The 13,785-nt window shown below is 44.5% G+C and carries 13 protein-coding genes; 7 read left to right on the forward strand and 6 right to left on the reverse strand.

Annotated features, from left to right (window positions below; translation table 11 throughout):
- Nucleotides 1–10 precede the first annotated feature (10 nt).
- The gene (locus tag AC1DFM_RS11105; protein WP_477076793.1) at nucleotides 11–337 is read right to left on the reverse strand and encodes a HesB/IscA family protein; all 327 of its coding nucleotides are present in this window, start codon (nucleotides 335–337) and stop codon (nucleotides 11–13) included.
- Nucleotides 338–389: 52 nt separating this feature from the next.
- On the reverse strand, nucleotides 390–959 hold the full coding sequence (locus AC1DFM_RS11110) for an NADPH-dependent FMN reductase (protein WP_477076794.1): 570 nt from the start codon (nucleotides 957–959) through the stop codon (nucleotides 390–392).
- Between the two features lie 137 nt (nucleotides 960–1,096).
- Here AC1DFM_RS11110 and AC1DFM_RS11115 point away from each other — a divergent pair, with 137 nt between their 5' ends.
- Nucleotides 1,097–1,738: a helix-turn-helix transcriptional regulator gene (locus AC1DFM_RS11115; protein ID WP_477076795.1), complete on the forward strand. Its 642-nt coding sequence runs from the start codon at nucleotides 1,097–1,099 to the stop codon at nucleotides 1,736–1,738.
- Between the two features lie 9 nt (nucleotides 1,739–1,747).
- Here AC1DFM_RS11115 and AC1DFM_RS11120 read toward each other — a convergent pair whose 3' ends face one another.
- From AC1DFM_RS11120 to AC1DFM_RS11130, 3 genes are all read right to left on the reverse strand, one after another.
- Nucleotides 1,748–2,164 (reverse strand): EamA family transporter, encoded by a 417-nt coding sequence (locus AC1DFM_RS11120; RefSeq protein ID WP_477076796.1) that lies wholly within the window; start codon nucleotides 2,162–2,164, stop codon nucleotides 1,748–1,750.
- 69 nt (nucleotides 2,165–2,233) lie between these two features.
- The gene (locus AC1DFM_RS11125; protein ID WP_477076797.1) at nucleotides 2,234–2,731 is read right to left on the reverse strand and encodes an N-acetyltransferase family protein; all 498 of its coding nucleotides are present in this window, start codon (nucleotides 2,729–2,731) and stop codon (nucleotides 2,234–2,236) included.
- Nucleotides 2,732–2,743: 12 nt separating this feature from the next.
- Nucleotides 2,744–3,298, reverse strand: a complete 555-nt coding sequence (locus AC1DFM_RS11130) for a GNAT family N-acetyltransferase (RefSeq protein ID WP_477076798.1) — start codon at nucleotides 3,296–3,298, stop codon at nucleotides 2,744–2,746.
- Between the two features lie 143 nt (nucleotides 3,299–3,441).
- Here AC1DFM_RS11130 and AC1DFM_RS11135 point away from each other — a divergent pair, with 143 nt between their 5' ends.
- The 5 genes from AC1DFM_RS11135 to AC1DFM_RS11155 all read left to right on the forward strand — a co-directional run bounded on the left by AC1DFM_RS11135 (nucleotide 3,442) and on the right by AC1DFM_RS11155 (nucleotide 11,269).
- The gene (locus AC1DFM_RS11135) at nucleotides 3,442–4,122 is read left to right on the forward strand and encodes a response regulator transcription factor (protein ID WP_477076799.1); all 681 of its coding nucleotides are present in this window, start codon (nucleotides 3,442–3,444) and stop codon (nucleotides 4,120–4,122) included.
- A 75-nt stretch (nucleotides 4,123–4,197) separates the two neighbouring features.
- Nucleotides 4,198–5,568, forward strand: coding sequence for a sensor histidine kinase (locus AC1DFM_RS11140; protein WP_477076800.1), 1,371 nt, complete (start codon nucleotides 4,198–4,200; stop codon nucleotides 5,566–5,568).
- A gap of 70 nt (nucleotides 5,569–5,638) precedes the next feature.
- Complete coding sequence (locus tag AC1DFM_RS11145) at nucleotides 5,639–6,943, forward strand: TolC family protein (RefSeq protein WP_477076801.1); 1,305 nt, start codon at nucleotides 5,639–5,641, stop codon at nucleotides 6,941–6,943.
- Nucleotides 6,944–6,962: 19 nt separating this feature from the next.
- Nucleotides 6,963–8,072 (forward strand): efflux RND transporter periplasmic adaptor subunit, encoded by a 1,110-nt coding sequence (locus AC1DFM_RS11150; RefSeq protein ID WP_477076802.1) that lies wholly within the window; start codon nucleotides 6,963–6,965, stop codon nucleotides 8,070–8,072.
- A 41-nt stretch (nucleotides 8,073–8,113) separates the two neighbouring features.
- The gene (locus AC1DFM_RS11155; RefSeq protein WP_477076803.1) at nucleotides 8,114–11,269 is read left to right on the forward strand and encodes an efflux RND transporter permease subunit; all 3,156 of its coding nucleotides are present in this window, start codon (nucleotides 8,114–8,116) and stop codon (nucleotides 11,267–11,269) included.
- Between the two features lie 86 nt (nucleotides 11,270–11,355).
- On the opposite strand, the gene AC1DFM_RS11160 is transcribed toward AC1DFM_RS11155, so the two are convergent.
- Complete coding sequence (locus tag AC1DFM_RS11160) at nucleotides 11,356–12,444, reverse strand: AI-2E family transporter (protein ID WP_477076804.1); 1,089 nt, start codon at nucleotides 12,442–12,444, stop codon at nucleotides 11,356–11,358.
- 141 nt (nucleotides 12,445–12,585) lie between these two features.
- Here AC1DFM_RS11160 and AC1DFM_RS11165 point away from each other — a divergent pair, with 141 nt between their 5' ends.
- Complete coding sequence (locus AC1DFM_RS11165) at nucleotides 12,586–13,671, forward strand: family 20 glycosylhydrolase (RefSeq protein ID WP_477076805.1); 1,086 nt, start codon at nucleotides 12,586–12,588, stop codon at nucleotides 13,669–13,671.
- Nucleotides 13,672–13,785 lie beyond the last annotated feature (114 nt).

The raw sequence follows: 13,785 nt of genomic DNA on the forward strand, positions 1-13,785 counted from the left end.
AGTTTAAAATTTATACCCCGAAGCTCTCGCCGCAGCTACAGGTTCTGGTTGCATTAGGATTATTAAAGAAAAGGCCTTTGCCATTGAGTCCATCTGAAAAGTCCAGTTCTGTACCATACAGGTATAACAGGCTTTTCATCTGTACTACTACTTTTATACCCTTATCTTCAAATACCTGGTCGCCTTCTTCTTCTGTTGCTTCAAATTTCAGCACATATTCGAGGCCTGAGCAGCCACCACCTTTTACGCCAACACGTACAAAGGTGCCTGGTGCATGATGTTCTTTCTCCATCAATGCTTTGATATATACTCCTGCTTTTTCTGAAACGGTTATCATACTCAGAATTGTTTTAATTTGCTATCACCGGCAAGCCGGTGTGTTTCTCGATTTATCCTTCAATACCTGCCACCACATGCGATTTTGCCGCACATAGTAATTGCACCATCGTATCCAGTTTGTTTTTATAAAACGCAGTGAACGCGCGGGTTTGTGGGTCGTACAGGTTGTCCTTTATAATAGGGAGGGAGTAAGGTAATACCCATGCCCTCAACGCCTTCGCCACTGCATCCATCGCATTTATACCCTGCATGGCCTGTGTGCCATCCGCCCAGGACAGCAAAGCTACAACCTTTCCTGTTAAATAAGGACGTTGGTTCTTGCTCGTCATCTCCAGCCAGTCCAGGCAATTTTTCATGGCGCCGGTCATACTACCATGATATAGCGGAGTCATCCATATATGTAAATCTGCCTTGCAAAACGCCTGACACATCGCATCTACTGCCGGGGGCTTTTGTCCGGCTGCCTCTTGAGAGAAAAAAGGAATCTCGGTATTACCCAGGCTGAATATCTCTGGGGAAAATCCTTTCTCCTGTAGTTGCTCTGTCAGATATACTGCCAGTTGGTTAGACGTAGCATAGGGACGATCATCAATGGCTCCATTAAATATCAGTACGTTCATTAATATTTAATATTTAGAGAATTAATTGATTATGAGATTAAGTGTTGATGTCTTACGGCTCACAATCATCAAAACCCCAAAATCTTTTTTTTAGCTTTCACAAAAATACGATATTTGATAATAAAACAAGTAATAACTTGGAAAATTATCCAATCCGAACCAAGAACGCTGCCGAACGGTTTTTGACATTGCTCAAGACCCGGGGACCCTTGTCTGCAGCCGAACTGGCCAGCGAATTGGGTATCACCGGAGAGGGCGCCCGCCTGCAACTGCTCAAGCTGGCAGAAGAAGGATTAGCCCAATCTGAAAGTATCTCCCGAGGTGTAGGCCGCCCCGTATTAATATGGAGCCTCACCCCATTAGGCAACGCCCGCTTTCCCGACACACATACCGAACTAAGCCTGCAACTGATACAAACCATTAAAACGGTATTGGGTAAAGAAGCATTGGATAACGTCGTTAACGCCCGGGAGAAAAAACAACTCGAAAAATACAGCACCGCCCTGGAAGGCGTCAACGGCATCGAAAACCGCTTAACGTCCTTTGCAGCCATCCGCTCAGGAGAAGGCTACCTGGCAGAATGGAAAAAAGAAGGAGATACCTACTTCTTTATAGAAAATCACTGCCCTATCTGCTGTGCTGCTTCGGAATGTGATAATATATGTACCTCCGAAATGAGAACATTTGTGAGCATACTCGGAGAGAAAATGAATGTGTCCCGCATGGAACATATCATCAACGGCGCCCGCCGCTGCGTATATAAAATCGAAGCAGAGTAAAATTTCCTTTTATTTCAGGATCAACACCAATGTGCCGGCTATAATGAGCCCTGCACCAATCGCTGTTTTCCAGGTAAGCGCCTCGTGCAGAAAAACAGCTGCCATAATAATGGTCAGCGCTACACTCAGTTTATCTACCGGGGCCACCTGCGATACCTTTCCCACCTGCAATGCCTTGAAATAAAAAATCCAGGAGCAACCCGTCGCCAGCCCAGACAGTACCAGGAATAACATACTGTGTTTGGAAATAGCTCCCATACTTTTAAATTCCCCTCTGGCCAATACAATTGCCCAGGCCATGACCAGTATAATCACGGTTCTGATGGCCGTAGCCAGGTTGGAAGGAATATCTGCCACCCCTATTTTGGCAAAAATAGCCGTGAGCGCAGCAAAAGCGGCTGATAATAAAGCGTACATCCACCACATAGTATCCTATTTAGAAGGTCGAAAGTAAAAACCGAAACTGAATCCTTTCTGTAGTAGTGTCCCGAACGCCTATACGATTTTATACCCCAGTATCTTCACACTTCTCTCCACACCATCCAATACGGCAATCTCCGGCAAATGGGCCCATTCTTTAAAACCGATATCCATAAAGAGTTTCAGGCTGGGGAGGTTATGCGCGAAAATAATGCCCAGTAGCGTTTGTACACCAAATTCAGGGGCCACAGCAATGGCATGGCGAAGTATCTGTTTGCCTAAACCCTTGCCACGGGCCGACTCATCCAGGTAAATACTCACTTCCACGGTACCATCGTAGGCCGGCCGGCCATAGAACGACTGAAAACTCATCCATCCCATATTTTGTCCGTCCAGGTTAACCATCCACAATGGACGATGAGTGGTGTTATGCACGTTAAACCAGGGCAGGCGGCTTTCTACCGTCACCGGATTGGTATCTGCGGTCACCATTCTGCCAGCTACTGTACTATTATAAATTTCCACAATCCTCGGCAAATCATCGAGGGTAGCATGCCTGAATTCCAAACTCATAGTATATATCAATTAATAAATAGACTCCCGGGTATGTTCACGTCTTAAAAGACTGTATAATTCCGCATCCACAAATTTTCCCTTCTCAAAAAAGGCATCTCTTAAAAAACCTTCATAGCGAAAAGCCAGATTAGTCAACAGTTTGCCGGATGCAATGTTTGCCGGGTCGATAAATGCCTCAATGCGGTTAAACTGCAGTTCGTTGAAACCATAATCTAACATCGCACCCACCGCCTCTTTCATAATACCTTTGCCCCAGTGCGTTGGATACAAATCATAGCCGATTTCTGCCTTGAAATGGGGTTTATTGATTTTATGATAGCCACAGGTACCTATCAGCTCATCCTGTCCGGCAATGGTAATGGCCCAACGCATACCTTCTTCCTCTGCCAGGCTTTTCCGGAAGAACTGAATAATCTGGGTGGCCTCGCTGATATTGGAAAAGGAGTCAATGTCCATGTACTTAGTGACCGCATCATTGGAAAAATGATGGAATAATGCAGCGGTATCTTTTTCGTCTATAGGTCGTAATACCAGTTCGCCGGTACTTAAAATGGGTAAATACATAATCCTGTTGCCGGTTTAGGTTGACGCAAAGCTAACAGATATTAGGAAATTGTCCATACTGCTTCCGATTTTAATGCGGCTTTAATGAGCGCGGGTGTAAACAATCCTACTTTTGCAATGGTTATTGATATTAATTATTATCTATGAAAATATTGGTGATAGAAGATGAAACCAAAGTGGGGGCCTTTATAAAAAGAGGATTGGAAGAACACCACCACCAGGTGGATGTATATGCTGATGGGATTGCCGGACAACAGGCTGCGCTGGAGCATGATTATGACCTGATTCTGCTCGACATTATGTTACCAGGGATTAACGGGATTACCCTCTGCAAAAATCTGCGTACCCTGGAAGTCAGTTCTCCCATACTCATGTTAACCGCCCTGAATGCTACCCAGGATATTGTTGACGGACTCAATGCCGGCGCCGATGATTATCTGGCCAAACCTTTTCATTTCTCTGAACTGGTAGCCCGCATCAACGCGCTTTCCCGCCGGAAAAGCCAGTTCCATCAGCAGCAGGCTGTCCTTACGTTTGCTGACCTCCAACTCAATACCAACACCAAAACGGCTAACCGGGACGGACAGGAAATTACCCTTACCGCAAAAGAATACGCCCTGCTGGAATTACTACTCAGAAACACCGGTAAAGTATTGTCCCGCGCACTCATTTCTGAAGCCGTGTGGGGACTGGAGTTTGATACCGGTACCAATACCATCGACGTGTATGTAAATTATCTCCGGAATAAAATAGAAAAAGGATTTGCCGGAGAAAAGCTGATACACACCGTAGTAGGCATGGGGTATGTAATGAAACAGAAATAAGCCGTTAGCTATTAGCTTTTAGTCTTTCAACAAAAAGTAGTCCCTAACAGCTAACAGCTTAAAGCTAACAGCTACATGAAAATACGTCATCGTTTATCGCTCCAGTTTACACTCATTTCGGGTATTATACTGACCATCGTTTTTGTTTTAATATACTTGTTATCTGCCCAATATGTACAGAACAGTTTTTATAAACTGTTGCAGATGCGCGCACTTGTTACCGCCCAGGTATATTTGGAAAAAGATGAGCTGACCAAGAAAAAATTCCTGGAAATAGAGAAAAGCTACCGGGAACGGATACCCGATGAATCAAGTAATATTTATGATTCTACCAACCAGCCTGTTTTCATAGAAAAAATAAAATATAACTGGCCGGTGTCTATGCTGGAAACCGTCCGCCACCGGGAAGTTTACCGGTTCCGATTCCAGGATGAAGCCGGCCTGGGGATCTATTATCCGGATAACCAGGGCAACTTTGTGGTGATTGTTACAGCCCGTAATACCATGGGGGTACAACAACTGCAATTCCTGATGTGGATATTGATCATTATGTTTTTTATCGCCTTGCTGATCACCTTTGTGATGGGGCAGTGGTATGCCACCCGGGCATTGGAACCGATTAAAAGTATTAACCGGCAGGTGAAAAATATCCGCTCCAATAACCTGCACATGCGGGTACAGCAAGGGCGTAATAAAGACGAGATAGATGAGCTGGCCACTAACTTTAACAGCTTATTACAACATATGGAGCAGGCATTTGATATGCAGCGCTCTTTCGTATCCAATGCGTCTCATGAACTCCGTACCCCGTTAACTACTCTCATCGGGGAAATAGAAGTGACGCTTCAGAAAGAACGGAGCCAGGAAGAATACATACAAACACTGGGCTCGTTGCTGGGAGAGTCGGAAAAGCTGAAGATTATTACTGACGGGCTCTTACAGCTAACACGCGTAGATGCCGTACTCACTGATGCCAATACAGAAATGATTCGCCTCGATGAATTGCTGTGGGAAATACAGGAATTCTGGCGGCACAAAACGCCCTGCGGGCGCCTGCATGTAAAGCTCAGTAATATGCCCGAAGATGCTGCCTGGTTATGTATCCGCGGAAACAGGTCGCTGCTGATGCTGGCGTTGCAGAATATTGTCAGAAACGCATTTAAGTTTTCGTATAACCGGGACGTTAATTGCCATCTGATGTATAGTAAATCAGGTATGACGCTGTCTATCAGCGACCACGGCATTGGTATTGCCGGTACCGACCTGGAAAAAATATTTATGCCATTGTACCGCGCCGATAACGCCCACACTTTTGAAGGATACGGTATTGGCTTATCGATGACTCAAAAGATAATACAACTGCATAAGGCAGCCATTACAGTGAGCAGCGTGCTAGGCCAGGGGACCACTTTTAATATTTTTTTTCCCCATAACCGTAAATTCTAATTTTGTTTTAACTTCATTCTAATATCGAGCTAATAGCCTATTGCCATCTTTGCAACGAAAAATCAGTTGTATGATCAATAGATTAGCATTATGTACCTATTTTGTACTGTTTGCAGCTTTATTCCGGATGACGGCATCAGCGCAACAGCAGACCCCTGTTATTTCAGGTCCTCCTTCAGATACCCTTCACCTTACGCTCGACAGCGCGGAAAAAATCTTTCTAAGGCAAAATCTATTGCTGCTGGCACAACGTTATAACGTAGATGCCCAGAAGGCACTGGTAATACAGGCAAAGCTGTACGCCAATCCTACTTTCAACATTGAACATGGTGTTTATAATACCGAAACGAAAAAATTCTTTCCGCTGGGTAGCGATGGACAAACTACGGCAGGACTATCGCAATTGGTGATGCTGGCAGGTAAACGCAACAAGCAGATAAAGATCGCCAAAGCCAATGCTAAGTTGTCGGAGTACGAGTTGTATGACCTGCTCCGCACGCTGAAATTTACCCTGAGAGATGATTTCTACAATATCTACTACCTGCAGCAATCTGCCAAAGCCTACGACGATGAGATCACCTCTCTGCAGAAAGTAGCGGATGCTTTTGACGAACTAAAAGGAAAAGGTTATATCTCCCAGAAAGAAGCCGTGAGAATAAAAGCGCAGCTATACAGCCTCAAAAGTGAGTATAAAGATCTCCTCGAACAAATCAGTGATCAGCAAAGCGAAATGCGATTGGTGTTACAGGTGAAGCCCGTATACATTGATCCCATCCTTGATCCGGCTACGCTGGAAACCATGAGTCCTGCAAAGTATCCGCTGCCGGTACTGCTGGATTCTGCCTATACCAATCGTACCGACCTGCTGATGGCCCGTGCCAACACCGATATCAGCAAACTGAATTACAGCTATCAGAAAGCATTGGCGGTACCGGATTTGACTTTTAACTTGTCGTACGACCATCAGGGTAGTTACATCAAGAATTATAATGGCGCCGGTGTGGCCTTTGACCTGCCTGTTTTTAACCGGAATCAGGGTAACATCAAATCGGCCAAAGCGATGATTGCCTTTAATGATGCTACACAGAAAAGTACAGAAGCTACCGTGCAGGAACAGGTATACCGCGTATTGGAAAAGACAGTAGCCGCTGACAAACTATATAGAAATATAGATGCTTCTTTTTCGAAAGATTTTCAGCGATTGATGCACGAGGTATTGATCAACTATCAGAAGCGGAATATTACGATGTTGGATTTCCTGGATTTCTATGATTCCTATAAGCAGAATGTATTGCAGTTGAACAACATACAATACAATCGTATGAGGGCTTTCGAAGAACTCAACTTCATTACCGGAACCAACTTTTTTAATTAAAGATAAATCTACAGAGAGTATGCAAAACTTTATAAAGGCAGGTAGCTTTGGCCGTTTTTTATTGATCATTGCAGGTGTTTTTCTCGCACAGAGTTGCAATACCAAACAAGAGAAGGACCCCAGTGAAAGGCCTAAGTACGTGATTCCCGATACCGTGCTACGCACGCTTAAAATAGATACTGTAGGACGCAGCGCTGTGGTGAATGATTTGAAGCTGACCGGTAAGGTGGCGTTTAACGATGATAATGTATCCCGTATTTATCCCATGGTGAGTGGTAAAATCCGCGATATTAAAGTGATGTTGGGTGACTATGTAACGAAAGGACAAACGCTGGCAGTTATGAACAGCGCTGAAATGGCAGGCTATAGCAGCGACCTGGTAAATGCAGAAGCCGGGGTGGCCGTAGCTAAGAAAAGCCTGGATGCCACACAGGATATGTTTAACAGCGGTATTGCTTCCCAACGTGACTTGCTGTCGGCCCAAACTGACTACCAGAAAGCACAATCTGAATTAAGCCGGGTAAAACGTGTATTGAATATCAATGGTGGCAACACCGCTGGCGAATATATCATTACTTCTCCCATCAGCGGCTTCGTAGTAGAGAAACTGGTTACCAACAACACGTTGGTACGTAACGATAACAGCACACAATTATTTACCATCTCCGATTTGAAAAATGTATGGATCATGGCCAATGTATATGAATCAAATATTGGCCAGGTCCATATGGGTGATAACGTGGAAGTAACAACGTTGTCTTATCCCGGCAAGGTATTCCACGGACAGGTAGATAAGATGTTTAATGTGCTGGACCCGACTAATAAAGTCATGAAAGTGAGAATAAGTTTGCCCAACGATGATTATGCCCTGAAACCTGAAATGTTTGCCAGTGTAAGAGTGATTTATAAAGATGGGGGTGAGGCCCTGAGCATTCCATCAGGCGCGCTGATTTTCGATCATAGCCAGTACTATGTATTGGTGTATCACAGCAAGTCTGATGTGAGAATTACGCCGGTATCCGTGATCAATTCTATTGGCGACAAAACATACATCTCCACAGGTTTGCAGGCCGGTGATAAAGTAATTGCTACACAAGCTATTCTTATCTATGACGCACTGAATAATTAGGCGAAACCTGCTCACTCATCATAAATATAATTGTTTTTTAGATGAATAAAGTTCTCAGAAGTATAATAGGCTTTTCGCTGAAGAATAAATATTTCATTTTCTTCGCCACGCTGCTGCTGTTGGTATCAGGTATTATTTGTTTTAAAAACATGCCTATTGAGGCTTTCCCGGATGTTACCAATACAGAGATCAGCATCATTACTCAGTGGCCCGGCAGAAGCGCAGAAGAAGTAGAAAAGTTCGTGACCATTCCGATAGAAATCGCGATGAATCCCGTGCAAAAGAAGACCAGTCTGCGTTCTACCAGTATCTTCGGCTTATCTTACGTAAAATTAATTTTCGACGATAAAGTCACCGATAATGAAGCCAGGATACAGGTCAACAACCTGCTGGCCAACGCCAATCTGCCGGATGGTATCAACCCTTCCGTGCAGCCGCCCACAGGGCCTACCGGTGAAATTTACCGCTATACACTTAAAAGCTCTTTCCGTGATGTAAGAGAACTTAAAACGATACAAGACTGGACAATTGACCGGCAACTTCGTTCCGTGCCCGGGGTGGCAGATATTGTGAGCTTTGGTGGAGAAGTGAAGACTTATGAAATTAAGGTAGATCCGGGAAAACTCACCAATCTCGGGATAACCCCGCTGGATGTGTATTCTGCCGTAGGCAAAAGTAATATTAATATAGGCGGTGACGTTATTGTTAAAAATAACCAGGCCTACGTAGTTCGTGGTATCGGATTGTTAAATGATATCAACGAAATTAAAAACATCATTATACAGAACGTCAATGGTATTCCTGTACTGGTAAAGGATGTAGCTACAGTAGATATATCCAATATGCCCCGGCTTGGCCACGTAGGACGCACGGATGCCATTATTGATTCCACTGGCAAGCGGACCGTTACCGATGAAGATGACGTGGTGCAGGCCATCATCATCATGCGGAAAGGAGAGAACCCCTCGGATGTAGTACAGGCGGTGAAAGAGAAAATTAAGAAGCTGAATGCCTCCGTACTGCCCGCTGATACCAAAATAGTTCCTTTCTATGACCGTGAAGACCTGATACATTACGCTACAGATACGGTGATGCATAACCTCATAGAAGGTATTTTATTGGTTACGCTGTTGGTATCTATCTTCATGTTCAGCTGGCGTACTACGCTGATAGTGTCGATCATCATTCCGTTATCGTTGTTATTTGCCTTTATCTGTCTGCGTTTGATGGGTATGTCGGCCAACCTGTTGTCACTGGGTGCAGTAGACTTTGGGATTATCATTGATGGAGCCGTAGTGATGGTGGAAGGACTATTTGTCGTCTTAGACCATCAGGCGCGGGATGTAGGCATGGAGCGATTTAATAAGATGGCGAAGATGGGGTTAATCCGGAAGCATGGTGCTCAACTGGGTAAAGCGATCTTCTTTGCCAAAGTAATTATCATCACCGGTTTGTTGCCCATTTTTGCATTCCAGAAAGTGGAAGGGAAAATGTTCTCTCCGCTGGCATATACGCTGGGCTTTGCCTTGCTGGGAGCGCTGATTACCACATTAACGCTGGTACCGGTATTGATAAACCTGTTGCTCCGGAAAAATGTGCACGAGAAACACAATCCTATTCTGCATGCCATGACAGGCTTCATGCTGGGTTGGTTTTCCTTTACCTTCAAGCATCGGAAATTAGCCGTTTTCTCTTCTTTTATTATTATTATCCTTGGTTTGTATTCTTTCAAATTCCTGGGAACAGAGTTCCTGCCGGAATTGAATGAAGGCTCCATTTGGTTGCGTGTACAGCTACCATATAGTGTTTCGTTGGAAAAGTCTGTAGAAACGTCCAAAGAGGTACGTGCTAAGTTGATGCAGTTTCCGCAGGTGAAGAATATCGTATCGCAAACGGGCCGTCCGGATGACGGAACAGACGTGGCGGGATTCTACAACAACGAGTTTGATGTAATGCTGTATCCGGAGAAAAACTGGAAGCCGCATATCACCAAAGAAGAGTTGATAGACCAGATGAATGATACCCTTTCTGTAATACCGGGCGCTTCGTTGAACTTCTCTCAACCCATTATGGATAACATTGAGGAAGCGGTATCGGGTGTGAAAGGATCTATTTGTGTGAAGATATTCGGCGACTCGCTGAATTATATGGAAGACCAGATTACGCGGGTGCATGATGTGCTGAGAACTGTAAGAGGGATTGAAGATTTAGGGGTGATTAAAAATATTGGTCAGCCTGAATTGAACATAGACCTCGACCAGCAGAAGATGGCCTTGTATGGCGTAGCTACTGCCGATGCCAATGCAGTGATAGAGATGGCGATTGGTGGTAAGGCGGCCAGTACCTTATATGAGGGTATCAGGAAATTTGATATCCGTTTACGTTTTCCGGAAGAGTATCGTAAAGATGCCGAAGACATCGGTAACCTGATGGTACCTACGCAAAGTGGTTCCAAGGTGCCGGTGAAGGAGATTGCCACCATTGTGATGAAAACGGGGCCCTGCCTTATTTTCCGCGATGCCAACGAGCGCTACTCCGCCGTGAAATTTTCTGTGAGAGGGCGCGATATGGGTAGTACCATTGCAGAAGCGCAGCATAAAGTGGATGAAGTGGTAAAACTGAAGGGAGGCTACTCTATGGTGTGGCAGGGGGATTTTGAGAATGAACAACGCGCCACCAGCCGTTTACAGCAGGTAGTGCCTATCAGTCTCACGCTGATCTTTATCCTGTTGTTTATCATGTTTGGCAACTTTATGGATGCGGCATTGGTGTTCCTCAACGTACCGTTTGCCATCGTAGGAGGCTTGCTGGCATTGCATTTGACGGGGACTAACTTTAGTATCTCCGCTGGTATTGGTTTTATCGCTTTGTTCGGTATTTGTATACAGGATGGGGTGCTATTGATAACGGTGTTTAAACAAAACCTGGATAAGATGCGGGGGCAGGGAGGTTCCTTGTACACGGCCATTAAGCTGGGTGTGAATTCCAGAATACGACCGGTAATGATGACTGCGTTAATGGCGGCGATTGGACTGTTCCCGGCAGCGATTTCCCATGGTATTGGTTCTGAAAGTTCAAGGCCGCTGGCTCGTGTGGTAATTGGTGGTATCCTGTGTGCGATGATTTTCTCGCTGATCATTTTCCCGCTGATATTTGGCTGGGCTTACCGTAAGATGGATACCAAACATCCGGAATAATAAAGAAGGTTGGTTTTATATGTTTAATTAGTGTGGCTGTCTTCTGATCTTATCATGAAGACAGCCATTTTTTATGGTGAGCGCGTTTAATCTTCCTTTTTTTTAGGTTTTGCTTTCTTTACTTTGGGTTTAGATTCATCTCCTAGAAGTATGGCCCATGGCTGCATTTCGGGAACGTTTTCGCAGATGATTTTGATAATCGCAATAGTCGGAATGGCGAGAAACATACCAGGTATCCCCCATAGCATATTACCCAATACCACGCCGATAATGGTGATCAGCGCATTGATTTTTACTTTGGAACCTACAATGCTGGGGAATAGTACGTTGCTGTCCAGGATATGTACCAGGAACAGGGCAATACCTGCCTGTAGCGCCTGTATAGGCGTTCCCGTAGCCAGCGTGACAAATATAATGAGGATGGCGGCAGTTAGAATACCTACATAGGGAATGATGTTGAAGATAGCGGCCATCACACCCAGCAGGATCGCATATTTGATACCGAGCACCAGGAATAGGGTAGTATTAAGAATAGCAACAATCACCATTTCAATCATGAGGCCACCCACATAACTTTTTATGATGGAGCGGGTGCTTCCAATTACGCTGAGTAGTTTACTGCGGTGTTCTTCCTTAAAGTTTTTTATGAGGAAATTTACCAATAACCTCCGGTAGAAGAGAATAAAAAAAGCATACAGGAATACGAATACCACGAATACCAGCAGGGAGGAAAGTGATAAAAATGTTTGGCTGAGGAAGCTGGTGGCGGTACCGAGAGTGCCCATCAGTGCTTTCTCCATATAACTTAACTGGGTACTGGAGTTAATATGAAATTTGGTGTTGACCCATTCCTGCGTAGAAGTGATTACCAGCATTAATTTTTGTTGCAGTTGGGGGAAGTCGGAAATGAATGCTTCCATTTGCCGGCCGAGCATCATCATGACGAGGGCAATGATAATGATAAACAGTAATACGGCCATGATAGCAGCCATTCCGCGGGGAATATGCCATTTTTCCAACCGGTGTACTACCGGCAGCAACATGATGGAAATCAGCATGGCAAACATCAGGGGCACAATGATACCACTACCGATGTGGGCAATATAAATTACCAGGATAATAGATAAAAGGGTAAAGGTGAGTCTTGCAGTAAACGGTAGTTTAAACTCATTCATAGAAACAGTGCTTTTACCAAAGATATTAAAAATCAATTGGTATAACATTAGAATTGCTATTATACATTTGTTTATACCAAAAGATTGCAGTTCCCCTTTGCTTTCCTTAAATTACTGCATCTTAAAATTTCTTAAAAAGTTATGAAAAAACTATTTGCCCTTTTATGGGTGGTTTGTAGCAGTATTTCTTTCTGTTTTGCAACCCCTCCACCAACAGATACTTTACCGGTACGTGGATTTTGTATAGCTGCGCCCAGAGCGGACGGCTTGCCTGCTTTTCTGAAATTCATCGCAACGGAGCTGGCACCGCGTCATGTTAACACGCTGGTATTGCGTATAGATTTTAATTATCAGTTTAAGTCGCATCCGGAGTTGCGTGATCCCGGAAGTTTATCAGAGCAGGAAGTAAAGCAGCTGGTGGAGGCCTGTAAGCAATATCATATCCGGTTGATTCCGCAGATTAATTTATTGGGGCATCAATCCTGGGCGAGTACTACTATGAACCTCCTGAAGGTATATCCGGATTTTGATGAAACGCCCTGGGTGAAGATGCCGGTAAAGTATGAGTGGCCTAACCCTGATGGGTTGTATTGCAAAAGTTATTGCCCGTTGCATCCGGGGGTACATAAAATAGTTTTTGAGCTGGTGGATGAAATTTGCGATGCTTTTGAGTCTACCGCTTTTCACGCAGGAATGGATGAAGTATTTTATATAGGAGAGGAGAAGTGTCCACGTTGCGGAGGAAAGGACAAAGCGGAGTTATATGCCGGCGAAGTATGGACTATCCGCAATCACCTGGAGCAAAAAGGCCGTCAGTTGTGGATTTGGGGAGATCGTTTACTGGAGGGCAAAACTACCGGATTAGGCGCCTGGGAAGCCAGCATGAACAATACCCACCGGGCCGTAGACCTGGTACCGAAAGACATTATGATATGCGACTGGCATTATGAAAGACCGGATAAAACGCCGGTTTATTTTGCGATGAAGGGATTATCTGTGATTACCTGTCCGTGGAGAATGCCCGAAAATGCGAAGCTGCAGTTGAAAGACATGTATGATTATCGTAACAGTGCTACAAAAGAAATGAAGCCACGCTTTCAGGGAATGATGCAAACAGTGTGGTCTGATGCTGGTAGCTTCCTCGATGAGTTTTATGGAAGAGGAAAACAGCAGAAGGATACGTTGAATACAAGTGCGAATTGCTTCCGGGCGATATTTGTTAAATAGCAGAAAGCAGAAAGCGAAAAGCAAAAAGCTATTGTAGCGAGTGATGATGGCGGATATACGCTTTGGTCACTCGCTACAATAGCTTTTTGCTTTGAGCTTTTCGCTTTATGCTTA

It is taken from the genome of Chitinophaga sp. 05T412, assembly GCF_056396465.1.